20 protein-coding genes and 1 pseudogene are annotated in these 24031 nt (G+C 74.8%); 10 read left to right on the forward strand and 11 right to left on the reverse strand.

Annotated features, from left to right (window positions below; genetic code table 11):
• Positions 1–28: 28 nt before the first annotated feature.
• The 6 genes from ABEA77_RS20860 to ABEA77_RS20885 form a co-directional block, all read right to left on the reverse strand.
• Positions 29–829: an SAM-dependent methyltransferase gene (locus ABEA77_RS20860; protein WP_345649708.1), complete on the reverse strand. Its 801-nt coding sequence runs from the start codon at positions 827–829 to the stop codon at positions 29–31.
• Positions 830–924: 95 nt separating this feature from the next.
• Positions 925–2220, reverse strand: coding sequence for a two-component system sensor histidine kinase CseC (cseC, locus tag ABEA77_RS20865; protein ID WP_345649711.1), 1296 nt, complete (start codon positions 2218–2220; stop codon positions 925–927).
• Between the two features lie 90 nt (positions 2221–2310).
• Complete coding sequence (gene cseB, locus ABEA77_RS20870; RefSeq protein ID WP_345649714.1) at positions 2311–3027, reverse strand: two-component system response regulator CseB; 717 nt, start codon at positions 3025–3027, stop codon at positions 2311–2313.
• A gap of 78 nt (positions 3028–3105) precedes the next feature.
• Positions 3106–3993, reverse strand: a complete 888-nt coding sequence (locus tag ABEA77_RS20875) for a hypothetical protein (protein WP_345649717.1) — start codon at positions 3991–3993, stop codon at positions 3106–3108.
• The gene (locus tag ABEA77_RS20880; protein WP_345649720.1) at positions 3981–4568 is read right to left on the reverse strand and encodes a SigE family RNA polymerase sigma factor; all 588 of its coding nucleotides are present in this window, start codon (positions 4566–4568) and stop codon (positions 3981–3983) included. Before ABEA77_RS20880 ends, ABEA77_RS20875 begins: the two co-directional genes overlap by 13 nt.
• Positions 4569–4769: 201 nt before the next feature.
• On the reverse strand, positions 4770–5663 hold the full coding sequence (locus tag ABEA77_RS20885) for an HhH-GPD family protein (RefSeq protein ID WP_345649723.1): 894 nt from the start codon (positions 5661–5663) through the stop codon (positions 4770–4772).
• Positions 5664–5879: 216 nt separating this feature from the next.
• On the opposite strand from ABEA77_RS20885, the gene ABEA77_RS20890 reads away from it, so the two are divergent.
• Positions 5880–6704, forward strand: a complete 825-nt coding sequence (locus ABEA77_RS20890) for a hypothetical protein (protein ID WP_425588338.1) — start codon at positions 5880–5882, stop codon at positions 6702–6704.
• 114 nt (positions 6705–6818) lie between these two features.
• On the opposite strand, the gene disA is transcribed toward ABEA77_RS20890, so the two are convergent.
• Positions 6819–7952 carry a DNA integrity scanning diadenylate cyclase DisA gene (gene disA / locus ABEA77_RS20895; protein WP_345649729.1) on the reverse strand — a complete coding sequence of 378 codons (1134 nt, stop codon included), beginning with the start codon at positions 7950–7952 and terminating at the stop codon, positions 6819–6821.
• A 44-nt stretch (positions 7953–7996) separates the two neighbouring features.
• Positions 7997–9406, reverse strand: coding sequence for a DNA repair protein RadA (gene radA / locus ABEA77_RS20900; protein WP_345649732.1), 1410 nt, complete (start codon positions 9404–9406; stop codon positions 7997–7999).
• A 320-nt stretch (positions 9407–9726) separates the two neighbouring features.
• Here radA and ABEA77_RS20905 point away from each other — a divergent pair, with 320 nt between their 5' ends.
• Positions 9727–11619: a BACON domain-containing protein gene (locus tag ABEA77_RS20905; protein WP_345649735.1), complete on the forward strand. Its 1893-nt coding sequence runs from the start codon at positions 9727–9729 to the stop codon at positions 11617–11619.
• Positions 11620–11668: 49 nt separating this feature from the next.
• Here ABEA77_RS20905 and ABEA77_RS20910 read toward each other — a convergent pair whose 3' ends face one another.
• Positions 11669–12565, reverse strand: coding sequence for a DUF3109 family protein (locus tag ABEA77_RS20910; RefSeq protein WP_345649765.1), 897 nt, complete (start codon positions 12563–12565; stop codon positions 11669–11671).
• A gap of 153 nt (positions 12566–12718) precedes the next feature.
• Here ABEA77_RS20910 and ABEA77_RS20915 point away from each other — a divergent pair, with 153 nt between their 5' ends.
• From ABEA77_RS20915 to ABEA77_RS20940, 6 genes are all read left to right on the forward strand, one after another.
• The gene (locus tag ABEA77_RS20915) at positions 12719–13651 is read left to right on the forward strand and encodes a Ppx/GppA family phosphatase (RefSeq protein ID WP_345649737.1); all 933 of its coding nucleotides are present in this window, start codon (positions 12719–12721) and stop codon (positions 13649–13651) included.
• Positions 13652–13803: 152 nt separating this feature from the next.
• Positions 13804–14730, forward strand: a complete 927-nt coding sequence (locus tag ABEA77_RS20920; RefSeq protein ID WP_345649739.1) for a sugar phosphate isomerase/epimerase family protein — start codon at positions 13804–13806, stop codon at positions 14728–14730.
• A 65-nt stretch (positions 14731–14795) separates the two neighbouring features.
• Complete coding sequence (locus ABEA77_RS20925) at positions 14796–15419, forward strand: TetR/AcrR family transcriptional regulator (protein WP_345649766.1); 624 nt, start codon at positions 14796–14798, stop codon at positions 15417–15419.
• 216 nt (positions 15420–15635) lie between these two features.
• Positions 15636–17486, forward strand: coding sequence for a dihydroxy-acid dehydratase (ilvD, locus tag ABEA77_RS20930; RefSeq protein WP_345649742.1), 1851 nt, complete (start codon positions 15636–15638; stop codon positions 17484–17486).
• 329 nt (positions 17487–17815) lie between these two features.
• Positions 17816–18283 carry a hypothetical protein gene (locus ABEA77_RS20935; protein WP_345649768.1) on the forward strand — a complete coding sequence of 156 codons (468 nt, stop codon included), beginning with the start codon at positions 17816–17818 and terminating at the stop codon, positions 18281–18283.
• A 91-nt stretch (positions 18284–18374) separates the two neighbouring features.
• Complete coding sequence (locus ABEA77_RS20940; RefSeq protein ID WP_345649745.1) at positions 18375–19136, forward strand: class I SAM-dependent methyltransferase; 762 nt, start codon at positions 18375–18377, stop codon at positions 19134–19136.
• A 25-nt stretch (positions 19137–19161) separates the two neighbouring features.
• Here ABEA77_RS20940 and ABEA77_RS20945 read toward each other — a convergent pair whose 3' ends face one another.
• Complete coding sequence (locus ABEA77_RS20945; RefSeq protein WP_345649748.1) at positions 19162–19686, reverse strand: MarR family winged helix-turn-helix transcriptional regulator; 525 nt, start codon at positions 19684–19686, stop codon at positions 19162–19164.
• A 248-nt stretch (positions 19687–19934) separates the two neighbouring features.
• Between ABEA77_RS20945 and sigJ the strand changes: the two genes are divergently transcribed.
• Positions 19935–20849, forward strand: coding sequence for an RNA polymerase sigma factor SigJ (gene sigJ / locus ABEA77_RS20950; protein ID WP_345649751.1), 915 nt, complete (start codon positions 19935–19937; stop codon positions 20847–20849).
• A gap of 676 nt (positions 20850–21525) precedes the next feature.
• Complete coding sequence (proC, locus tag ABEA77_RS20955) at positions 21526–22359, forward strand: pyrroline-5-carboxylate reductase (protein WP_345649754.1); 834 nt, start codon at positions 21526–21528, stop codon at positions 22357–22359.
• A 76-nt stretch (positions 22360–22435) separates the two neighbouring features.
• On the opposite strand, the pseudogene trpS reads toward proC, so the two are convergent.
• Positions 22436–23477: pseudogene (gene trpS, locus ABEA77_RS20960) on the reverse strand (tryptophan--tRNA ligase).
• Positions 23478–24031 lie beyond the last annotated feature (554 nt).

Genomic DNA, 24031 nt, shown 5'->3' on the forward strand with positions numbered 1-24031 from the left:
GGCGGCAAGTAAGGCGGGCGGGCACGACCTAAGGCACGCGGGCCACGCCGGCGAGGCTGTCGGCCGTCTCGTCCTCGGGCGGCGGGGTGTTCTTGTACCAGAGCGGCGCGGCGACGAGTCCGGGCGCCACCAGTTCGAGTCCGGCGAAGAAGCGGCCCGTCTCCGCGCGGCTGCGGCCGTACGGGATGACCTGGCGCGGGGCCGCGGGCGGCGCCGGGGTGGCGCGCGCCGTCCCGGTGCCGTAAGCGGCCTCGGGCGCTGCGGGCGGTGTGCCGTGGGAGAGGGCGACATAGCTGCCCGAGGGCAGGGCGCCCACCAGGGCGCGTACGAGGCCGTGGGGGTCGTCCCCGTCCGGCAGGAAGTGCAGCAGGGCGATGAGCGAGAGCGCGAGGGGCCGCTCGAAGTCCAGCAGCTCGCGGGCGCGCGCCAGCAGCGCAGCCGGGTCGCGCAGATCGGCCCTGAGGTAGTCCGTGGCGCCCTGCGGGGCGCTGATGAGGTGGGCGGCCGCGTGCCACAGGACGAGCGGGTCGTTGTCGGTGTAGACGACGCGGCAGGCCGGATTGACGCGCTGGACGATCTGGTGGAGGTTCGGCTCGGTCGGTATGCCGCTGCCGACGTCGAGGTACTGGTCGACGCCGATGCTCGCCAGCCATCCCACCGCGCGGTGCATGAAGGCCCGGTCCTGTCTGGCCGCCCTCGCGGCCCGCGCCGGGAGTTCTCCCGCGGCTCTGCGGTCGGCCAGGTAGTTGTCGCGGCCGCCCAGCAGGAAGTCGTGGACACGCGCCGGATGGGGTCTGCTGACATCGACCGGAGGCTTGGAATATGCCATTGGCCCAGTCTGGCACAGAGGGGCCAAGTCACCTACAGGCATAGTGAGTTGACGTTCAGTCAGGCGCGTGCGGCGCCCGCTGCGGGCGCCCGCGCTCAGGGCCGCCCCGGGAGGGCCACCACGGGGAAGCTGCCGGTGGTCGTCGGGGCGTGTTCCGGCAGCCACAGCACGGCCACCGCGCCGCCGGTCCCGTCCGCCCCCGCGTTCCTGAAGGTGAGGCGGGCGCCCAGGACACGGGCCTGGCCCGCCGCGATCGTCAGGCCCAGGCCGTGGCCCTGGCCCGCGCGGTCGGACGCGCCCGTACGGAAGCGGCTCGGCCCCTCCCGCAGCAGCGCCTCCGGGAAGCCGGGGCCGTGGTCCCGCACCCGTACCACCCGCTCCTCCACGCTCACCTCCACCGGCGAGCCGCCGTGCTTCCTCGCGTTCGCCAGCAGGTTGCCGAGGATGCGCTCAAGCCTGCGCGGGTCCGTGCTCACCCAGGACTCGCGCAGGACGGTCACCTCGGCGTCGGGCTCGACCGCCCGCACCCGCCGCTCCACGAACTCGCCGAGCGCGATCTCCTGGAGTTCCGCGCGCTCGGACGCGCTGTCCAGACGCGCCACCTCCAGCACGTCCTCCACCAGCGTGCGCATGGCCTGCGCCCGGTCGCGCACCAGTTCGCTCGGGCGGCCGGGCGGCAGCAGCTCCGCGGCCGTGACCAGGCCCGTGACGGGGGTGCGCAGCTCGTGCGCGATGTCCGCGGTGACCCGGCGCTCCGCCTCGATGCGCTCCCCGAGCGCGTCGGTGAGCGCGTCGACGGCCCGCGCGAGCTCATCGGTCTCGTCCCGTACGACCCCGCCTATGGCGGTGCGCACCCGCACGTCCGTGTTGCCCTGCGCGACCCGGCCCGCGGCCGCTGCCGCCTTGCGCAGCCTGCGGGATATCTGCCCGCCGATCAGCACCCCGAGCGCCGAGCCGCCGACGACCACCGCGGCCGAGCCCACCAGCAGGGCGCGGTCCAGGTCCTTGATGATGGTGGTGGAGCGCTCGGCGAGGCGGCTGTGGCTGGAGAGGACCGTGCCGTTGCCGAGCGGTACCGCGGCCCAGATGTCCGGCACGCCGCCGCCCTCGACCAGGGTGGCCCTGCGGCCCTGCTTGGTCTTCTCGCGCAGCTGCGCGGGCAGCCCCGGGTCGTTGATCTTCGTGCCGAACTTGGCCTCCTTGGTGGTGTCGTACATCCGCTCGGCGAACAGTGTCTGCGAGAGCTGCACCTCGCGGGCGTTGTCGAGCATCGAGACCCGGGCGGCGTTGTGCACGACAAGGCTCAGCGCCACCGCGATCAGGGCGCCGACCGCGGCGATCGCGATGCTGATCTTCCACCGGATGCCGGTGCGCAGAGCGAGCCGCCTCATGGGGCCAGCCTGCACCCGGCGCGTGCGCGGCGGGCGGGGCGGGGGGCGCGTGTGCGGCCCTTCGTCACGGGCATGACCGTCCTCGTACCCTCATGCCCTCAGCTTGTAGCCGAAGCCGCGGACCGTCTCGATGCGGTCCTGGCCGATCTTGGCGCGCAGCCGCTGGACGTGCACGTCCACCACCCGGGTGTCGCCGCCCCAGTCGTAGTCCCAGACGCGTTCGAGCAGCCTGTCGCGGGAGAGCACCGTGCCGGGCGAACCGGAGAACTCAAGCAGCAGCCGCATCTCGGTCGGCGTCAGCGCGACCGGAGCGCCCGCCCTGCGCACCTCCATGCCCTCCGTGTCGACCTCAAGCTCCCCGAAGGCCAGCACCCCGGGGCGGCTGCCGCCGCGCTCGCCCGCGGGCCCGCCCGCCGTTCCGTGCCCCGCGCCCGCCGCGTGGCCGAAGCGGCGCAGCACCGCCCGGATCCGGGCGACCAGCACCGCGCCGTCGAACGGCTTGGTGACGTAGTCGTCGGCACCCGCTTCGAGGCCGAGCACCACGTCGATGGAGTCGGCGCGCGCCGAGAGCATGATCACCGGGACGGTGGACTCGTCGCGGATGCGGCGGCACAGGCTGACCCCGTCGAGCCCCGGCACCATCACGTCGAGCAGCGCGATGTCGGGCCGGTCGGCGCGGAACGCGTCCAGGCCCGAGAGCCCGTCGGGCACCGCGGTCACCGCGAAGCCGTCGCGCTCAAGCGCCAGCTGGGTGGCCTCGCGGATGACGTCGTCGTCCTCGACGAACAGCACATGGGTGTCGGCCATCCCCTTGCTCTCAGCCTCTCTGCGGTGGTGCGGGCGGTACTTCCCGGGCGGGTGGCGCCCGTCGTGCGGGCGGTGCGGCTACTCGGACGCGGTGGCGTCCGGCACGGGCGCGCTCAGGTCGTCGTCACCGTCCGCGGACTTGCTGTACGTGTTGCGTACCCGGTAGCGCACGGCGAACTTCGACTTCGACCAGTCGTACGTCACGACGTCCTCGCCCGAAGGACTGGAGACCGAGTCGCCCTTCGCGTAGACCTGCTGCGTCACGACCAGCTCGCCCCTGTCTATGGTCGCGTAGACCGAGGGTTCCTCGGCGGTGAAGACGTTCTCGTACCGCCCGGGGAGCGGCTTGGCCTGCCGGGTCGGGGTGTCCACGGGGAAGCCGCCGTCCGCCGCCGAGGGGGTGGCCGAGGGCGCCGCGCCGCTGGTCGCCGCGGGGGCCCGGCCGGGGGACGCCGAGGCGCCGTCCGTCGCGCGGTAGACGTACGTGCCGATGCCGATGGAGTCCGCGCAGGTCGTCACGTTGATCACGATGTCGGGCCGGGAGCCGCCCGTGAGGTTCCCGTACGACGTGTTCACCGGGTACGAAGCCGAGCCGCACGGCTTGAGTGTCTGCTTGACCCGCTCGCTGACCCGCGGATCGGCCCGCAGCAGCGCCACCGGGTCGACGTCGGCGCGCTGCGGCTTCGGCGTCTCGGTCGGGGTGGGCATGGTCCGCTCGACCGGCGCGGGCACCGCGGGGCCCTCGTCGCGCATGCCGGTGCCGCCCGAGGAGCAGCCGCCGGCGAGCAGCCCGATGGTGGCGAGCCCCGCGAGCCCGGCCGCCGTGGAGCCGCCCGCGGCGAGGACCCGGCCGGCCCGGCCGTGCGCACGGCCCGGCTCGGACCCCGCGGCCCCGCCCGCAGCGGATCTGCCCCTGCCCTCGCCGTCCCCGTCCAGGGACGGCCTGTGGGACCTCAGGCCACGCACCTCTGCCGCCCCCGCTCCTCGTCAGGATCCTCACGCCGGCCCGTGCGCCGGCTCTCCGCACGCTCCCCGGACCTGGCGTCGGCCTCCCGGCTCTCCAGTTCCTCGCGGAGCCGGGCCAGGGCGCGGTGCAGTGTGCTTTTCACGGTACCCGGGGACATGCCGAGCGCGGCAGCGGTCTCCTCGGTGCTCATCTGCTCCCAGTGCCGCAGCACGACCACACTGCGCTGCTTCGGCGCGAGCACCGACAGCACATCCATCAGCAGCGCCCGGTCGGCGCGCTGCTCGGCGCCGTCCTCGACGCTCGCCTCCGGCAGCTCCTCGGTGGGCACCTCTTCGAGCTTGCGCGCCCGCCACCACTCGGTCCGTGTGTTGATCATGACGCGGCGCAGGTAGGCGTCGGCGAGCGACTTGTCGGCGATGCCGTCCCAGCGGCGGTACGTGCGGGCCAGCGCGGTCTGGAGCAGGTCCTGCGCGTCGACGGGGTCGGGCACAAGCCGCCGGGCGCTGCGCAGCAGGGCGTCCTGCCGGGTCCGCACGTACTCCTCGAACTCCAGCACCTCACCGACGTATGCCATGCCTGACCGCCTCCGACCCCGTGTTGCCCCGCGCTCTGTGCGCGTCCGCCACAGAACCTATGAAGCCCGTGTCACGGGGCTGTCCGCGTCGCCCGTAGACGGACGCACGGCTGTCCATCGGTTGTGTAACGGGACGACAAATCGGGCGAGTCGACGGGCGGCCGGACCTGTAGGACCTGCCACCTGCCGGGCGTGCCGGCGTCAGCCGAGGGGGAGGCGGTAGCGGCCCCCTTCGAGGGGTTCGACCAGGCCGTCGGCGACCAGCCCGTCCAGGGCGCGGGCGCGCTGCACGGGCTCGTGCCACGCGGTGTCGAGGTGGTGCTGGGGGACCGGGTCCGTGGCCTCGCGCAGCAGCGCGAGGAGCCTGCCGCGCACCTGGCGGTCGGTGCCCGCGTAGGTCTGGCCGCGGCGTGCCGGCCCGTCGTGCGCCGGCTTGCCCGCGAGGCGCCAGGCGCAGGAGGCGGCGAGCGGGCAGGCGACACAGGTCTCGTTCTTGGCGGTGCACACCAGCGCGCCGAGCTCCATGGAGGCGGCGGCCCAGCGGGCGGCCGTGGCCTCGTCGTCGGGGAGCAGCGCGCGGGCGAGCCTGCGCTCGGCCGCGGTGGTCGCGTTGGGCGGGTACTGCACTCCCGTCACGGCGCGGGCGAGCACCCGGCGCACGTTGGTGTCGAGGACCGCGTGCCGCTGCCCGTACGCGAACGACGCGACGGCCGCGGCTGTGTACTCCCCGACGCCCGGAAGCGCGAGCAGCTGCGCGTGGTCGCGCGGCACCTCGCCGTCGTGGCGCTCGGCCATGGCGCGGGCCGCGGCGTGCAGGCGCAGCGCGCGGCGCGGGTAGCCGAGCCTGCCCCAGGCGCGCACCGCCTCGCCCGGCGCCTCTGCGGCCAGGTCGGCGGGGCGCGGCCACCGCGCGAGCCACTGCTCGTAGACGGGCAGGACACGGCTCACGGGGGTCTGCTGGAGCATGAACTCGCTGACCATGACCCCCCAGGCACCGGCCTCGGGGCGGCGCCAGGGCAGGTCGCGGGCGTGGGCGTCGAACCAGGAGATGACCGGGGCGTGCAGCGCAGCGGGGTTCTGTTCTGTGGCAGTCATGGCAGCACCGATGGTCGCACGCCGCGCGGCACCGTGCGGACGTGCGGACGTGCGGACGTGCGGCGATGCCACCGTGATGATCATCCGTAAAACTTGCGGGAGGAGCGGCATGTGGGGCCTGAGTTGGCCCTGATCTCTCGTAGAGTTCGGTGCGTGGGTTCTCTGCGCAATCCTGTCGGGCCGCTTCCCTCCTCGATCTACTGGCGACGGAGGTCCGTGGCAGCCGCCCTGATCGTGCTGGTCGCCGCGCTGATCGCCTGGATCGTCACGTCGGGCGGCGGGGGCGCCAAGAAGCACGACGACCGCGGCGGGGGACCCGCGCCCGCGACGTCGATCACACCGGGCCCGAGCGGCTCGGGCCCCGCGATCAGCCAGGAGCCCGGCGGCCGTGACGGCTCGGGCGGCGGTGGTTCTGACGGTGCGTCGGGCGGCTCGGGTTCCGGCTCCTCGTCGTCGTCCGGCACTTCGGGCACTTCGGGATCTGCGGATTCGGGCGGCGACGGCGGGAAGAACGGGGACGGCGGCGGCGCGGCGGGCTCCGGCCGGACCGGCGGTTCCGCGGGGGGCACGGGCCCCGGCGGGGCGGCGGCGGGCGGCGCGACGGCCCGCCAGGTCCCCGGGGGATCCGCGCTGCCGACCTGCTCGCGCGGTGCGCTGAAGGTCGCGCTCGACAGCACCAGCGCGGCGTACGAGCCGGACGAGAAGCCGCAGTTCAAGCTGGTGGTGACAAACGGCTCCGGCACCGACTGCAAGGCCGACCTGGGGCCGAAGGCCGTGGTCCTGACGATCACCGACACCGACGACGACCAGATCTGGACGTCCAAGGACTGCCCGAAGACGGCGCACGCGTACTTCGAGATCCCGCCGCACGCCACCGTCACCCGCACCCTGACCTGGGACCGCAGGCACTCCACCGCCAAGTGCTCGGCCGCCGCACCGCCCGCGGCCGGTGCGGGCACCTACCTGGCGCAGATCACCTCGGGCGTCGCCACGGTCCCGCAGGCCCAGTCCCAGAAGTCCGTACGGCTGGAACAGGACTGACGGGGCTCCGGGTCTGGCGGGCCGCCGGCCCGGTAGGCCCCCGGCCTGACGGGCCTGACGGGCCTGACGCACCGTCAGGCCCGGGTTGTGCTCGGGAAGCGCACGCCCGGTGCGTCAGACGTACCGCTCAAGGATGGACGACTCCGCGAGGCGCGACAGGCCCTCGCGGACGCTGCGGGCGCGCGCCTCGCCGACCCCGTCGACGGTCTGGAGGTCGTCCACGCTCGCGGCCAGCAGCTTCTGCAGGCCGCCGAAGTGCTCCACAAGACGCTCGATGATGGCGCCCGGCAGCCGCGGCACCTTCGCCAGCAGGCGGTAGCCGCGCGGCGAGACTGCCGAGTCGAGGGTCTCGGGGGAGCCGCTGTAGCCGAGGGCCCGCGCCACCACCGGCAGTTCGAGCAGCTCGGTGTGGGTGAGTGTGTTCAGCTCGTCCAGCGCCTCGCGCACCGTGCGGGAGCGTTTCGCCGTGGGCTCCGGCACGTAGTCCCGTACGACGAGCTCGCGCTCGGGCTCGACGCCGGCGATCAGCTCGTCCAGCTGGAGCGCGAGCAGCCGGCCGTCCGTGCCGAGCTCCACCACGTACTCGGCGATCTCGGTGGCGATCCTGCGCACCATCTCAAGGCGCTGCGCGACCGCCGTGACGTCCCTGACCGTCACCAGGTCCTCGATCTCCAGCGCCGACAGGGTGCCCGCGACCTCGTCCAGCCTGAGCTTGTAGCGCTCCAGGGTGGCGAGGGCCTGGTTGGCGCGCGAGAGGATCGCCGCGGACTCCTCCAGTACGCGCCGCTCGCCGTTCACGTACAGGGCGATCAGCCGCATCGACTGCGAGACGGAGACCACGGGGAAGCCGCACTGCTTCGAGACCCGGTCCGCCGTGCGGTGGCGGGTGCCGGTCTCCTCCGTCGGAATGGACGCGTCGGGCACCAGCTGCACGCCCGCCCGCAGGATCTTGGTGATGTCCTTGTCGAGAATGAGCGCGCCGTCGAGCTTGCACAGCTCGCGCAGGCGCGTGGAGGTGAACTCCACGTCGAGCACGAAACCGCCCGTGCACATCGCCTCGACCGTCCTGTCCATGCCGAGCACGATCAGGCCGCCGGTGTTGCCGCGCAGGATGCGCTCAAGGCCGTCCCGCAGCGCCGTGCCCGGCGCGACCGCGCTCAGGGACGAGCGCATGAGCGATTCAGCGCCGGGAACGCCGGAGCCCGCGCCGGACTTTCCGGGTGCCGACCCCCGGTCGCCTGCTGCCATTGCGATCCTCCGGCTCGTACGGATGGGCGAGACCAGGGCAAAGTCTACCGGCGCACATCTTCGTCCCGGGGTGCCTGTGCGCGCGCCCGGCGCGGCAGGACACGCAGCGCGTCGCCCATGTCGGCGACTTCCGTGACCTTCATACCGGCCGGGACCTTGCCGGGGTCGCCCGGCACGAGGGCGTGCGTGAAGCCCAGCCGGTGGGCCTCCGCGAGCCTGCGCTGCACGCCCGTCACCCGCCTGACCTCGCCGGCGAGCCCGACCTCGCCGATCGCCACCAGGTTCTTCGGCAGCGGGGTGTCGCTCGCCGCCGACGCCAGCGCGAGCGCCACCGCGAGGTCCGCCGCGGGCTCGGTGAGCCGGACCCCGCCCACCGTCGCGCTGTAGATGTCCCGCTTGCCGAGCGCGGAGATGCGGCCGCGCTGTTCGAGCACCGCCAGCATCATCGACACCCGGGACGTCTCAAGACCCGAGGTCGTACGGCGCGGCGAGGGGATCTGCGAGTCCACCGTCAGTGCCTGGACCTCCACCACCAGCGGGCGGCGGCCCTCAAGCGTCACCGTCAGGCACGTGCCGGGCACGGGCTCGTCGCGCCGCGTCAGGAACAGCCCCGACGGGTCGGCGAGGCCCGTGATGCCCTCGTCGTGCAGCTCGAAGCAGCCGACCTCGTCCGTCGTCCCGTACCTGTTCTTCACGCCGCGCACCAGCCGCAGCCTGGCGTGCCGGTCGCCCTCGAACTGGAGCACCACGTCCACCAGGTGCTCAAGCAGGCGCGGCCCCGCGATCGCGCCGTCCTTCGTGACATGGCCGACGAGCAGCGTCGCCATGCCGCGCTCCTTGGACGCGCGGATCAGCGCGCCCGCGACCTCCCGCACCTGCGCCATGCCGCCGGGCGCGCCGTCGATCTCCGGGGACGCCACCGTCTGCACCGAGTCGAGGACCAGCAGGGACGGCTTCACCGCGTCGAGATGGCCGAGCACCGCCGACAGGTCGGTCTCCGCCGCGAGGTACAGGTCGTCGTGGAGTGCGCCGATCCGGTCGGCCCGCAGCCGCACCTGGCTCGCCGACTCCTCGCCCGTCACATAGAGGGTGCGGTGCGCGGGGCTCGCCGCCTTCGCCGCCACGTCCAGCAGGAGCGTCGACTTGCCGACGCCCGGCTCGCCCGCGAGCAGCACCACCGCGCCCGGCACGAGCCCGCCGCCGAGCACCCGGTCCAGCTCGGCCACGCCCGTGGGCCGCGCCGTCGCCTGCCGGCCGTCGACCTCGCCGATCGGCACGGCCGCCGCGGTCACCCGCCCTGCGGCCGTCGTCCGCACGGCGGGCGCGCCGTACTCCTCGACCGTGCCCCAGGCCTGGCACTCGGGGCACCGCCCGAGCCACTTCGCCGTCGTCCAGCCGCACTCCGTGCAGCGAAAGGTCGGCCTGTCCTTGGCGGTCTTCGTGCGGGTGGCCATGCCGCTCACCGTATAGCGCCCCACCGACAGCACCGCCCGCAGCACCGCACCCCGGGCGGCCGGCGCCGAGCGGACCGCTCATCTCCCGTCGCCCAACACGGAGTCCGATGTCCACACCGCGCTCCTGGCGCACGGGAGGCGCGTGGGTGGGTGAGGGACGCGCGCGGGGCGCTTCCAGGGGTGGAACACGTGGTGCGGAGACGGATCGGCGTAAGTGAAGTGACGATTCTTGTCCCCTTTCGGTGGGTTCCTTCACCCGTACGGATTAAATGCGCTGAAGAGGCCGGGAGGGCGTCCTTTCCTCTGTCTACCGTCGCCAGGTGACGAGCAGCAGCCCCGAGACCTCCCTTCACACCGACGGCGCGCGTCGTGCGCCCCACCGTGCGCCCCGGGTGGCGGCGCCGAGGCCGCCCGCGCGCTACGAGCCCTATCTGGACGGCCTGTTCACCTACTGCCTCTCCGTGCTCTGCGACCACGACGCGGCGATGGCGGTGCTCGGTGAGGTGCTGGCCATCTCCGAGCGGCAGTACGGGCGTTCGCCGACCAGTGAGCCCGAGCGCAAGGCGTGGCTCTACGCGCTCGCCCGCTGGGCGTGCCTGCGCGCCCTCACCGAGCAGCGCGCGCACCGGCGCGACGACCGGCGCCGCGGCCGCGCCGGGGCGCACGCCCAGGCCGCGGCGGCCGAGGGGCCGGGCGGTGCCCCCGCCGACCCCGCTGCCGACGAGCGCAGGCGCCGCGAACTGGCCCTGCTCGCCTGGCCCGAGGCGGCGGGCACCACCCCGGAGCAGCGCGAGGTGCTCGAACTCGCGGTGCGCCACCAGCTCGGCCCGCGCGGCGTCGCCTCGGTCCTCTCGATGGAGCCCGCAGCGGCGCGGAGCCTGCTGTCACGGGCAGCGGTCGAGGTCGAGCGGACCCGCACCGCGCTCGCCGTGGTCGAGACGGGCGCCTGCCCCTCCGTGGCCCGGCTCGCCGCCGACAGCCAGGTCCTGCTCTCGGCCGCGCTGCGCCAGGAGCTCGTACGGCACGTCGACGACTGCCCGCGCTGCCGCCGCGCGGCGGAGCGCGTGGAGGCGCGGGGCCCCTGGCCGGGCGCGAGCCCGCGCCCCGCCCGCAGGTCGCCCGCCGTCCTGCCGCTCGTCGAGGCCGACAGGGCTGCGGCCTACGCGGCGATGCTGCACGCGCCGCGCGCCAGGGGCGCGGCGCCGCGCTTCGGCCGCGACGGCTTCCCCCTCGACGCCAAGGACCGCGCGGCACGCCGCGACCGGCTGCGGGCCCGCGCGGTGACGACGACCGTCGTCGCCACGGTGATCGCGGCACCGGTGTTCGCGCTGTGGGCCGCGTACCGCAACGCCCCGGAGACCGGCGAGGGCCACGGCGGCCCCTCCGTCAGCGCGGGCGGGCCCGGCGGGCCCTCCTCGCGCGACGGCAGCGGCTACGACCGGTACGAGAACGCGGGCAACGCCAGCGACGGACCCGGCGCGGACGGCGGGCGCGGCGCCGGGGGCTCGGACGTGTCCGTCAAGGTCCTCGGCCACGGCGCGGCGACGCCGGGCGACGGCGCCGCGGGCGCGGGGACGCTCGACGTCACAGCCCGTACGTCGGCGGGACGCTCCACGATCACCCTCACCGCGGAGGGTGCGACGGTCAGCTGGTCGGCGAGCGTCGGCGCGAGCTGGCTGAGCCTCAGCCGGAACTCGGGCACGCTCGCGGCGGGCCAGTCGGTGACGCTGTACGTCACGGTCGACCACGCGCGGGAGCCCGCGGGCCCCTGGCGCGCCAGGATCGCGCTCCACCCGACCGGTGCCGTGGTGCTCGTGGACGGCTACGGCTACGGGCGCACCCCGCCGGGCGGCGGCTCGCCGCGGCCCGGCACCTCGGGCCGCCACGGCGGCCACGGGCAGGGCGGCCACCACGGCGGCGGCTCGGGCAAGCCGGGCGGCTCCGGCAGCCCCGGCACGACCACGGGGCCGAGCGACCCTGGCGGCTCCGGCGATCCGACAGGCCCGAGCAGCCCAGGCGGCAGCCCCACCGACCCCGGCTCGCCCTCCGGCTCCGACGGCAGCGGCGACGGCTCGGGCGGCTCCGGCGGCTCGGGCAGTCCGGGCACCGGGGACCCCACCGCCCCCGCGTCCGACGGATCGAGCCCCGATCCGCCGTCCTCGCCCCCCGCGACCGGCGAGGACCCGAGCGGCGCCGCGCCGTCCGCGAGCTGACCCCGCGGCCCGGCGGACCCGGTCGGCGCTGAGCCGGGCCGCCCGCGGCTCAGCGCGGCCCGGGGTCCGCCGGGTGCGGTGCCATCAGGGGCAGCTCGCTCGCCAGGCGGCGCTCGCACAGCTCCGTCAGGACGTCGTACGCCTCCTTGCCCATCAGCTCCGTCAGCTCGGGGCCGTACGACACGTAGACCGGGTCGCCCGCGCCGTGCGCCGACGTCGCGGACGTGCACCACCAGTGCAGGTCGTGCCCGCCGGGGCCCCAGCCGCGCCGGTCGTACTCGCCGATGGAGATCCGCAGGACGCGGGTGTCGTCGGGGCGGTCGATCCAGTCGTACGTCCTGCGCACCGGCAGCTGCCAGCACACGTCCGGCTTGGTCTCCAGCGGCTCCCTGCCCTCCTTCAGGGCGAGGATGTGCAGGGCGCAGCCCGCGCCGCCCGCGAAGCCCGGCCGGTTCTGGAAGATGCAGGAGCCCTGGAAGACGCGGGTCTGGCGGTGCGGGTCGTCGTCCTCGACGTCCTCCTCGTCGTCGCCGTCGGCGTCCTCTTCGGCCCCGGCGGCCCCGGCCTCGTCCGCGAACTCGAACTCGTCGTCCTCGTCGTCGCCGTAATCCTCGCCGTGATCCTCGGCGTCGGCGTCGTCCGTCGCCTGCGTCCAGCCGTTCCTCGTGCCCTCGTCGTGGAACTGCCAGATCTCCGGCGTCAGCCGGGCCACGTGCCCGGCGACCCGACGCTCGTCGTCCGCGTCGGAGAAGTGCGCGCCCAGCGTGCAGCAGCCGTCGGCGGCGCGGCCCGCCTGGATGCCCTGGCAGCCGCTGCCGAAGATGCACGTCCACCGCGACGTCAGCCAGGTCAGGTCGCAGCGGAAGACCTGCTCGGCGTCGGCAGGGTCGGGGAACTCCACCCAGGCGCGCGCGAAGTCGAGGCCGTGCTCGTCCTCCTCGGGCAGGACCGCGAGTGCGACCCCGCCGCGGGCCGCGTCGGCCCGCTGCTTCTTCGGCTTCTTCCGGTCCTTCGCCTGCTCGGCTTTGCCCGGCTTCGTCTTGTTCGTCTTAGGCACGGGCCCAAGGGTAAGTCCGCGGCCGCGGGTACGGTTCCGCCCATGAGACTCGGAGTCCTCGATGTCGGTTCGAACACCGTGCATCTGCTCGCGGTCGACGCCCACCGGGGCGCCAGGCCGCTGCCCGCCTACTCCCACAAGGCGGAGCTGCGCCTCGCCGAACTCCTCCAGGACGACGGGGCGATAGGCCCCGAGGGGGTGGACCGGCTCGTCGCCACCGTCGCCGACGCGGTGCGGGCGGCCGAGGAGAAGGGCTGCGAGGACGTCCTCGCCTTCGCCACCTCCGCCGTGCGGGAGGCCACCAACGCCGACCACGTGCTCGCCCGGGTCCGCGCGGAGACCGGCACCGACCTCCAGGTCCTCACGGGCGCCGAGGAGGCGCGGCTGACCTTCCTCGCGGCCCGCCGCTGGTTCGGCTGGTCCGCGGGCCGCCTCCTCGTCCTCGACATCGGCGGCGGCTCCCTGGAGATCGCGTACGGCGTGGACGAGGCCCCCGACGCGGCCGTCTCGCTGCCGCTCGGCGCGGGCCGCCTCACCGCGGGCCGGCTGCCGGGCGACCCGCCCGACGCCCTGGACGTGCGGGTGCTGCGCCGCGACGTGCGCGCCGAGATCGCCCGTACGGTCGGCGAGTTCAGCCGTCTCGGCAGGCCCGACCACACGGTCGCCACGTCCAAGACCTTCCGCCAGCTCGCCCGCATCGGCGGGGCCGCGCGCTCGGCGGAGGGCGTGTACGTGCAGCGCCAGCTGAGCCGCGCCGCCCTGGAGGAGTGGGTGCCGAAGCTCGCCGCGATGACCGCGGAGCAGCGCGCGGGACTGCCGGGCGTCTCCCTCGGCCGGGCCCCGCAGCTGCTCGCGGGCGCGCTGGTCGCGGAGGCCGCGATGGACCTGTTCGACGTGGACGTGCTGGAGATCTGCCCGTGGGCGCTGCGCGAGGGCGTCATCCTGCGCCGCCTCGACCGGATGCCCGCGACCTGACGGGCTGGCCCGCACGCCCCCGGCCGCCCGCCGCCGGGACCCGCCGCCGGGACCCGCCCCGGGGCCCGCCGCCGCGTCCCCGCACGGCGGGCGGGGGAGCGCGGGCGGCCCCGTACCCTGTCCGGGTGGCTAATCCAGCGGCAGATCAAGCGATGCGCGTTCCGACCGCGAAGGTCGCCCTGTCCACGGCCTCGGTCTACCCGGAGACCACCGCGACCGCCTTCGAGATCGCGGGACGCCTCGGCTACGACGGCGTCGAGGTCATGGTCTGGACGGACCCCGTGAGCCAGGACATCGACGCGCTGCGCGGGCTCTCGGACTTCCACGAGGTGCCGATCCTCGCGGTCCACGCGCCGTGTCTCCTGATCACCCAGCGGGTCTGGTCCTCCGACCCGTGGACCAAGCTCCAGCGGGCGCGGGCCGCGGCCGAGAAGCTCGGCGCGTCCACCGTCGTCGTGCACCCGCCGTTCCGCTGGCAGCGCCAGTACGCGCGCGACTTCGTCTCCGGAATCTGGCGGATGGCCGAGGAGACGGACGTCAGGTTCGCGGTCGAGAACATGTACCCGTGGCGCTACCGCGACCGCGAGATGCTCGCGTACGCCCCCGACTGGGACGTCACCAAGGACGACTACCGGCACTTCACCGTCGACCTCTCGCACACCGCCACCGCCCGCACGGACACCCTCGCGATGGTCGGCCGCATGGGCGAGCGGCTCGGGCACGTCCACCTCGCCGACGGCAGGGGCTCCGCCAAGGACGAGCACCTGGTGCCGGGCCGCGGCGACCAGCCCTGCGCCGAGCTGCTGCGGGGCCTGCGCGGCAGCGGCTTCGACGGCCATGTGGTGGTCGAGGTCAACACGCGCCGTGCGATGTCGGCGGCCGAGCGCGAGGCCGATCTCGCGGAGGCGCTGGCCTTCGCAAGGCACCACCTCGCGCAGCCCGGCACCGTGCCCGCCCCCGCGGCGGCGCCCGGCGCCCGTGAGGGTGACCCGGCGGAGGCGCCCGCGCGCGCGGGCCGCGTCGCCCGCGTCCGCCGGCCGGGGCGAGGTCGCGGCGGTCGCGCCGGGGGCGCCGCGTGACGGACCCCGGCACCGCTTCGGACCCCGGCACCGCTTCGGACCCGGGCGCCCCGGCGGCCCCGAGCATCCCCGCGGGCTCCGGGGCCTCCGTCAGGCGCGGCCGGGGCCGCCCCGCGCGGGCCGCGGCCGACGCGGGGCCCGGCGCGCGGGAGCGCATCCTCGACGCGGCGCGCGCCGAGTTCGCGGCCCACGGCTACGACGGGACGTCCGTACGCGGCATCGCCAGGGCCGCGGGCGTCGACCCGGCCCTCGTGCACCACTACTTCGGCACGAAGGAACAGGTCTTCGGCGCGGCCATCGAGGTCTCCTTCGAGCCCGCGACCGGCGTGCGCGACATCCTCGGCGGCGACCGCGACGCCATCGGGGAGCGCCTCGCCCGCTACTTCATCGGCGTGTGGGAGGACGAGGACAGCCGGGCCCCGCTGCTCGCCGTGGTCCGCTCCGCGCTCACGCACGAGACCGCCGCGGGCGTGCTGCGCACCTTCGTGCTCGGCCGGCTGCTCGAACCGATCGCGCACGCCCTCGACGTACCCGACCCGCGCCTCGCCGCCGAACTCGCGGCGTCGCAGATGGTCGGCATCGCGCTGCTGCGGTACGTACTGCGGCTGGAACCGCTGGCCGGAGCGGACACGGAGGAGCTGGTACGCCGGGTGGCGCCGGCCCTCCAGCACCACCTGACCGGCCGCTGAGCGAGCGGAGCCCGTACGGACCTGCCGGGCTGTCGACCGGCGCGGCCCCGTAGGGACCCGGTGGGCCACGGTCCCGAACGGCCCCGGCGGGCCGCTCGCGTCCGGTCCTCGAACGTGCGTCCCGCATTCCGGACAACGTGTCCGGATCTTGGAGGCGGAGCGTAGGCTCGACACAGCCATTCGTGCTGTACGCATCTGCTGAAGGAGCGAGCGACGATGCCCGAGCTGAGGTCCCGCACAGTCACCCACGGCCGCAACATGGCGGGCGCGCGCGCCCTTATGCGGGCGTCGGGCGTAGCGAGCGAGGACATCGGCAAGCCGATCGTGGCCATCGCCAACTCGTTCACCGAGTTCGTGCCGGGGCACACACACCTGGCGCCGGTGGGCCGGATCGTCTCCGACGCCGTGAAGGCCGCGGGCGCCGTGCCCCGCGAGTTCAACACCATCGCGGTCGACGACGGCATCGCGATGGGCCACGGCGGCATGCTCTACTCGCTGCCCTCGCGCGACCTGATCGCGGACTCCGTCGAATACATGGTCGAGGCGCACTGTGCGGACGCCCTCGTGTGCATCTCCAACTGCGACAAGATCACGCCGGGCATGCTGATGGCCGCGATGCGGCTGAACATCCCCACGATCTTCGTCTCCGGCGGCCCCATGGAGGCGGGCCGCGCGACGCTGGTCGACGGCACGGTCCGCAAGCTCGACCTGATCAACGCCATGTCGGACGCGGTGAACGAGTCGGTGTCCGACGCCGACATGCTCCGCATCGAGGAGAACGCCTGCCCGACGTGCGGCTCCTGTTCCGGCATGTTCACCGCCAACTCGATGAACTGCCTGACCGAGGCGATCGGCCTCGCCCTGCCGGGCAACGGCTCCGTCCTCGCCACCCACACCGCGCGCCGCGCCCTGTACGAGCGCGCCGGGGCCACCGTCGTCGAGCTGGCCAAGCGCTACTACGAGCAGGACGACGCGTCGGTGCTGCCGCGCAGCGTCGCCACGCACGCCGCGTTCGAGAACGCGATGGCGCTCGACATCGCCATGGGCGGCTCCACCAACACGATCCTGCACCTGCTCGCCGCCGCGCAGGAGGCGGGCGTCGAGTACGACCTCGGCGACATCGACGCCGTCTCGCGCCGCGTGCCCTGCCTTGCGAAGGTCGCGCCGAACGTCGCCCCCGGCGGCACGTACTACATGGAGGACGTGCACCGGGCAGGCGGCATCCCCGCCATCCTCGGCGAGCTGTACCGCGGCGGCCTGCTCAACGAGGACGTGCACACGGTCCACTCGCCCGGCGTCAAGGAGTGGCTGGAGACCTGGGACGTGCGCGGCGGCTCGCCCTCAGAGGAGGCCGTCGAGCTGTGGCACGCGGCGCCCGGCTGCGCCCGCTCGGCGAGCGCCTTCTCGCAGTCCGAGCGGTGGGAGTCGCTCGACGTGGACGCGGCAGGCGGCTGCATCCGCGACGTGGCGCACGCGTACAGCAAGGACGGCGGCCTCGGCGTGCTGCGCGGCAACATCGCCGTCGACGGCTGCGTGGTGAAGACCGCGGGCGTGGACGAGTCGATCTGGACGTTCGAGGGCCCCGCCGTGGTCTGTGAGTCGCAGGAGGAGGCCGTCGAGAAGATCCTCCGCAAGGAGATCACCGAGGGCGACGTCGTCGTCATCCGCTACGAGGGCCCCAAGGGCGGCCCCGGCATGCAGGAGATGCTCTACCCGACCTCGTACCTGAAGGGCCGAGGCCTGGGCAAGAGCTGCGCGCTGATCACCGACGGCCGCTTCTCCGGCGGCACGTCGGGCCTTTCCATCGGGCACGTCTCGCCAGAGGCGGCCGCGGGCGGCGCGATCGCGCTGGTGCGCGACGGCGACCGCATCCGCATCGACATCCCGGCACGCTCCATCGAACTCCTTGTCGGCGACGAGGAGTTGGCCGCACGCCGGGAGGCGCTCGGCGGTGTGTACGCGCCGCGCGACCGCGACCGCAAGGTGTCGGCCGCGCTGCGCGCCTACGCGGCGATGGCGACGAGCGCGGACCGCGGCGCCGTCCGCGACGTGTCCCGCCTGGGCTGACCGGCCCGCCCGGCCCGCCCCTGAAGTCCTCCCGCGCCGCCCCCGGACCACCGCCGGTCCGGGGGCGGCGCGCGCACCGGGGCGCGCCAGGCGCCCGCGCCGCCCCGCACACCAGGGGCGGAAGGAGTACGGGGCCCCGCCGCTCCCGGCCACCGGGACCGGCCGGGGATAATCGACCCGTGAGCGAACAGCGGAGCCCCGAGGGGCAGGAAACCCGGGGGCAGGACACCCGGGAGCGGCAGGCCGAAGGGCAGCGGCCCGGGACGGGCGCGCCCGGTGGCGCGGGCCGCCCCGCGCAGGGCGTCCCCGGCGGCCCGGAGCCGGAGGCCCTGCGGTTCTTCGGCACCAGCTGGCTCGCCCACGACGGCGGCTACGCCCTGCGCCGCGCCGCGGTCGCCGCCGGCTCGCTGCTGGCGGCCGCGGCGTCCTGCGCCGTCCTGCGGTTCGCCTACGACGGCCTCGCGCTCGCCGACGTCGGCCCCTTCGTGGGCGTGCTCGTCGTGGTGATGTTCGCGGTGTGCAGCTTCGTCGCGTTCCGCAGGACCTGGGACGGCTTCTCCGCCCGCCCCGCCGACCCCGGCCGTGAGGAGTCCCTGCGCAGCCTCAAGGCGATCGGCTTCATCGGCTCGCTCCTCGCCTACTTCGTGCGCTCGCTCACCGAGGCCCCGGGCGAGGGGCTGCGCCGCCGCGAGTACGAGGCCGCCGTCGCCGCGTACGAGAAGCGCCGCGCCGCCCGCAGCGGCAAGCCCGGCACGGCGGCCCGCCGCGCGAAGCAGCGCAAGCCCGGGCGACGCTGAGCGGCCCGCACCTGCGGGCCCCCCGGGCGAACCCCGCCCCACATCCGCCGGCCCCGGGGGTGGGCGCCCCGCCCCGTACGAAAGGAACGCCGTGACCGTACGCGCTCTCTCCTTCGACGCCGTCGCCGAGCTGTACGACTCCTCGCGGCCCGGCTACCCGCCCGCGCTCCTCGACGCCGTCGAGCAGGCGGCGGGCCGCGGCCTCGCGGGCGCCGACGTGGTGGACGTCGGCGCGGGCACGGGCCTCGCGACCCGCGCGCTCCTCGCGCGCGGCGCCCGCGTCACCGCGGTCGAGCCGGGCCCCGGCATGGCCGGACAGCTGCACCGCGGCCTGCCCGGCGTGCCGCTCGTCCGGGGCGTCGGCGACGCCCTGCCGCTCGCGGACACGTCCGCCGACGTCATCACGTACGCCCAGTCCTGGCACTGGACGGACCGGGCGCGCGCCTACGCCGAGGCGATGCGGGTGCTGCGGCCCGGCGGGGCGCTCGCGATGTTCTGGAACGCCGCCGACCAGGCCGTGCCGTGGATCGCCGCGCAGGACGAGCGGCTGCGCGCCCACGCGGGCGACGGCGGCCACGGCGAGCACGGCATCCGGGGCGCGCTCGCGGCCGGCCGGCTGCTCCCGGCGGGCACGCCCTACGAGCACCGGCAGGTCCCCTGGAGCAGGACCGTCACGCTCGACGCGCACCTCGACAACGTCTCCACCCACTCGATCTTCCGCGTCCTCGGCGAGAGCGCGACGGCCGCGTTCCTCACCGCCGAGCGCGCGGAACTGCTGCGGATCTTCCCCGAAGGGGCCGTCCGCGAGGAGTACGTCGTCGACCTGGTCGTGGTCACCAGGCCCCCCGCGTGAGCCCGGCCCACCGCCGCGGGCAGCGTCAGGAGACGGCCTCGGCGGCCGGCGCGCAGGCGGCGCCCCGCGCCACCGCGGACGGCGGCGCGGACGCCAGCGGGACGCCCGCCTCCTCGATCGCCCGCACCAGCGGCGCAAGCGCCGGATTGCGCGCGGCCTCCGCCAGCGCGTCCCGCAGTGCGGCGTCATTGGTCGGGCGGGCCCGCTCCAGCAGGGCGAGGCCCTCGGGCGTGACGTCCGTGTAGATGCCCCTGCGGTCCGTGGGGCACAGGTACCGCGACAGCAGCCCCCGGTCCTCCAACCTGCTGACCAGCCGCGTCGTGGCGCTCTGGCTCAGCACCACCGCATCCGCGACCTGCTTCATCTGGAGATGGCCGCCGTCGCCGTCGTGCTGCCTGCTGAGGGTGTTGAGCAGGGAGTACTCGCGCACGCTCAGCCCGTGCCCCGCCTGCAGAAGCCGCTCGATGTGCGACTCGATCTGGCCGTGGAGCAGCGACAGCGCGGACCAGCCCTGGGCGAGAGCGGTGAGCGCCGGGTCGGTCGCGGTCATGGGGACCTCCGTGTCCTGCGCGCGTGGCCGCGCGTCCTCGTCTGTCTCTTCCCTCCCCCAGGGTAGTCCACGAGCGAAATATTCGGCGCATGCAAGTAAAATCGGTCGCGACCGTTCCGACCTGGGGTGATAAGGGCCACCACTGGTCACGAGTCGTCCGAGGTCTTGGACGCGCGGCCGGAAGAACGAAAAGCTGGTGGCGTCGGACACACCAGCGTGCCGACGACGGAAGACCCGGGAGCCGAGCAGTGGCCGAGCCAGCGGTATTCGAGCGGGAGCGCGAGCGCCTGTGGAGCATCGCCTACCGCATCACCGGATCCGTCGCCGACGCCGACGACGCCGTACAGGACGCCTGGCTGCGCTGGCAGCGCCTGCCGGACGGCGAGGCGCACACGCCCCGCGCGTACCTCACCACCGTCGTCAGCCGGATCTGCTACGACCAGCTCACCTCGGCCCGCGCCCGCCGCGAGGCGTACGTCGGCACCTGGCTCCCCGAGCCCCTCGTCACCGAGCCGGGCCCGGAGGAGCGCGCCGCCCTCGACGAGTCCGTCGGCACGGCCATGCTGTTCGTGCTCGAACGCCTCACCCCCGCCGAGCGCACCGCGTTCATCCTGCACGACGTGTTCTCCGTGCCCTTCGCGGAGATCGCCGAGGCCGTGGGCCGCAGCGCCGACGCCGTACGGCAGCTCGCCTCCCGCGGCCGCCGCCGCGTCCGCGACGAGGCGCCCCGCACCACCGTGGACCGCGACGAGAGCCGCAGGGCCGTCGACGCCTTCCTCACCGCGGCCATGGCGGGCGACTTCGACGCCCTCCTCGAAGTCCTCGACCCCGACGCGGTCCTCCGCTCCGACGGCGGCGGCAAGGTCGTCGCCGCGCGGCTCCCGGTGATCGGCGGCGAGAAGGTCGCCACGTTCATGACCCGCGTCCTGCGCGGCTACGAGCCCGACCGCATGCGCCTCGTCCCCCGCGACGTCAACGGCGCCCCAGGAGCCCTCCTCTACGACATCACCACGGGCCCCCTCGCCGTCTACTCCTTCACCGTGGGCGAGGGCCGCATCAGGACCGTCCACGGCGTCCTCAACCCCGACAAGCTCCGCCACGTCCCCACCCCCCGCACCCCGGAACCCGCCTACGCCCTCACCGCCCCCCGGCCCCGCCCCTGAGGGCCCCTCGGCCCGTACCACCCGCCCGATCCAGCCGCGCCCGAAGCGGCGCGCCGACTCGCCGCGCTCCGCGCGCCAGGGTTCCGTGGCGGGCGCCGGGCCGGGGGCGTACCGCAGCGCCCGCACATCTCCGGCGACGGCGGACGGCGCACCCATGCGGCCCAGTTCGTCCAGCGCCTCCCGCTGGGTGACGAGGCGGTGCTCGCGCGGCGTCACCGTCGCGCCCGCCCGCCGTGCCACCGGGGTGACCGACCGCACAAGGGACCCACCGCGGGCCCGGGTGAGGTGGTCGGCACCAGCCTCGCCGAGCCGGGCGTCACGCACCAGGTACGAGCAGTGCAGCCCCGCCGGGAGCGCTGTCCCGCCGGCCAACTCCTCGTACCGGGCCATGAGTCGTGCCCGCAGCCGCTCCCCCAGAGGCACCCCGGGCGACAGCGCGGCCATCGGGTCCAGACCGCTGCGGCCCCTCCTGGTAGTCGCCCGGGGCGAGGGAGCCGTGCGCCCACGGGGACGACACAGCCGGCGGGAGGGGCGGCGGAGGACCGGGCGAGCAGCTGCTCGGTGGCGGCGTCCGCCGCCGCGGGCCCTGTGGCCGCGGATGCCAGGATGGCCCAGCACGATTCCGTACGAAACCCCGTACGAGACCCCCGCACCACCGCACGGCGAGGTGACCGAAGTGACCGGTACGAACCAGACCCGCCCCAGCAGGACCGTCGCGGTCCTCGGCACGGGCAAGATCGGCGAAGCGCTGCTCAGCGGCATGCTGCGCGCGGGCTGGCGCCCCGAGCACCTCCTCGTCACCACCCGCCGCCCCGAACGCGCAGCCGAACTCCGCGACCGCTACGGCGTCGAACACGTCACCAACGCCGAGGCCGCCAAGCGCGCCGACACCCTCATCCTCGCCGTCAAGCCGCAGGACATGGGCACGCTCCTCGACGAACTCGCCCCGCACACCGACGCGGACCGCCTGGTGATCAGCGCCGCGGCCGGCATCACCACCGCCTTCATCGAGGAGCGCCTCGCGGCGGGCGTCGCCGTCGTGCGCGTCATGCCCAACACCCCCGTCGTGGTGGACGAGGGCATGTCCGTCATCTCCGCGGGCAGCCACGCGGTCGCCGAACACCTCGCCCACGCCGAGGAGATCTTCGGCGGCGTCGGCAAGACCCTGCGCGTCCCCGAGTCCCAACAGGACGCCGCCACCGCCCTTTCGGGCTCGGGACCGGCCTACTTCTACTTCCTCGTCGAGGCCATGACGGACGCCGGCATCCTCCTCGGCGTCCCCCGCGCCCAGGCGCACGACCTGATCGTGCAGTCCGCGATCGGCGCCGCCGTGATGCTCCGCGACAGCGGCGAGCACCCTGTGAAGCTCCGCGAGGCCGTCACCTCGCCCGCGGGCACCACGATCAACGCCATCCGCGAACTGGAGGACCACGGCGTGCGGTCCGCCCTGATCGCCGCCCTCGAAGCGGCCAGGGACCGCAGCCGCGCACTCGCCACGGGCAACGGCTGACCCGCGCGGGCCGGGGGCACGGGAGCCGTACCCCCGGCCCGGGGGCCGCACCCCGCGAGCCCCCGGCCCGACGGCCTCACGCCGCGGGCAGCAGCCCCACCGCCGCGTACGCCGCGTCCACCACCGGCCGTGCCACCGCGCGCGGCCGCCCGGCGCCCGCCCGCAACACCGCGTCCACCGCGCCCGGGTCGGCCGCGAGCCGCGCGTACCGCTCCTGAAACGGACGCACCACCTCGACCACCGCATCCGCCACGTCCCGCTTGAGCGCCCCGTACGAGTCGTACGACGCGGCCAGTGCGGCCGGATCGCTCCCGTCGCCCCCGCCACGGGACCCCGCGCCCGCCGCCAGGTCGGCGCGGCACGCGGCCAGGACGTCCAGCAGGTTCGCCGGCCCCGGACGCGCGGCCCTGTCGTACACGACGTCGCGCCCGCTGCCGGTCACCGCCCGCATGACCTTCCGCCGCACGGTGTCGAGGTCGTCGAGCAGATGGATGGTCCCCGCCGCCTCCGCGTGCGACTTGCCCATCTTGCCCGTGGGGTCCTGGAGGTCCGTGACCCGCGCGGCCACCCGGGGCGCGATGGCCCGCGGCACCGTGAACACCGGCCCGTACCGCTGGTTGAACCGCACCGCCAGGCCGCGGGCCGGCTCCACGTGCTGCCGCTGGTCCTCACCGACCGGCACCTCGTCGGTCCGGTACGCCAGGATGTCCGCCGCCATCAGCGCCGGATACGACAGCAGCGAGAACCGCACGCCCTCACCGGACTCCCTGGCCCGCGCGCTTTTCTCCCGGTACTGGATCATGCGCCGCAGCTCCCCCTCCGTGGCCACGTACTCCAGCAGGTACGAGAGCCGGGTGTGCTCGTCCCCATGGCTCTGCACGAACAGCGTGCAGACCTGGGGGTCGAGCCCCGCGGCCAGCAGCAGCGTCGCGGTCCTGCGACTGACTGCCCGGACCCTGGCCGGCTCGTGCTCGACGGTGAGGGCGTGCAGGTCCACGACGGAGAAGAAGGCGTCCGCCCGGTGCTGGTCGACGCGGACCCACCGCGAGACCGCCCCCCAGGTAGTTGCCGAGCGTCAGGTCCCCTGTGGGCTTGATCCCGCTGAAGATCGTGGTCATGCGCCGTCTCCTGTTCCTCCGTACGAGGGCCCGCCGCCTGCCCGACCGGCCGGTCCCAGCCCCGGCGTCCCGGGGTATCGGGGGGTCTCGGGGGAGGAGAGACAGAAACGGCCGCAGGAGGCGGCGGCCGTGGGGATGTGCGTGTACCGGCGGCCGTCAGGCGCCCCACCACTGGCAGGTGCGAGGGGTACGAACACACGAGGTCATGACCCCGGACTACGCGCGCTACCCCGGAGTTGACAGCACAAACCCCGATCCGTAACGTACTTCGGGCTGTTCGACGTGAGCGCCGACCCAGGTCGGACCCGGGCAGCCACTCCGCAGGAACCTCTCAGAGCAAGACGGCACGCTGCCGTCCTGTTCGACATGTGTGTTGCCGTGGAGCGGGAAAGCAGGAATCCCGTTCGAAAGAACGGGAAGCCCCGATTAGCGTCGGAGCCCCTGAATCCGCTAAAGTCTCACTCGTCGGAACGGCCGAGCGAAAGGGCCGGGAAGACGCGGCAGGACCCCACCTTCCGGCGGGGAATCGGACGGGAAACACGGGAAACAGAGTC

It is taken from the genome of Streptomyces tremellae, assembly GCF_039540215.1.
GTDB classification, from domain to species: Bacteria; Actinomycetota; Actinomycetes; order Streptomycetales; family Streptomycetaceae; genus Streptomyces; species Streptomyces tremellae.

Coding starts and splice junctions, on each gene's coding strand:
- ABEA77_RS20860 (WP_345649708.1), bottom strand. CDS start 829: ATGGCATATTCCAAGCCTCCGGTCGATGTCAGCAGACCCCATCCGGCG.
- cseC (WP_345649711.1), bottom strand. CDS start 2,220: ATGAGGCGGCTCGCTCTGCGCACCGGCATCCGGTGGAAGATCAGCATC.
- cseB (WP_345649714.1), bottom strand. CDS start 3,027: ATGGCCGACACCCATGTGCTGTTCGTCGAGGACGACGACGTCATCCGC.
- ABEA77_RS20880 (WP_345649720.1), bottom strand. CDS start 4,568: ATGGCATACGTCGGTGAGGTGCTGGAGTTCGAGGAGTACGTGCGGACC.
- ABEA77_RS20885 (WP_345649723.1), bottom strand. CDS start 5,663: ATGACTGCCACAGAACAGAACCCCGCTGCGCTGCACGCCCCGGTCATC.
- disA (WP_345649729.1), bottom strand. CDS start 7,952: ATGGCAGCAGGCGACCGGGGGTCGGCACCCGGAAAGTCCGGCGCGGGC.
- radA (WP_345649732.1), bottom strand. CDS start 9,406: ATGGCCACCCGCACGAAGACCGCCAAGGACAGGCCGACCTTTCGCTGC.
- ABEA77_RS20915 (WP_345649737.1), top strand. CDS start 12,719: ATGAGACTCGGAGTCCTCGATGTCGGTTCGAACACCGTGCATCTGCTC.
- ABEA77_RS20920 (WP_345649739.1), top strand. CDS start 13,804: ATGCGCGTTCCGACCGCGAAGGTCGCCCTGTCCACGGCCTCGGTCTAC.
- ilvD (WP_345649742.1), top strand. CDS start 15,636: ATGCCCGAGCTGAGGTCCCGCACAGTCACCCACGGCCGCAACATGGCG.
- ABEA77_RS20945 (WP_345649748.1), bottom strand. CDS start 19,686: ATGACCGCGACCGACCCGGCGCTCACCGCTCTCGCCCAGGGCTGGTCC.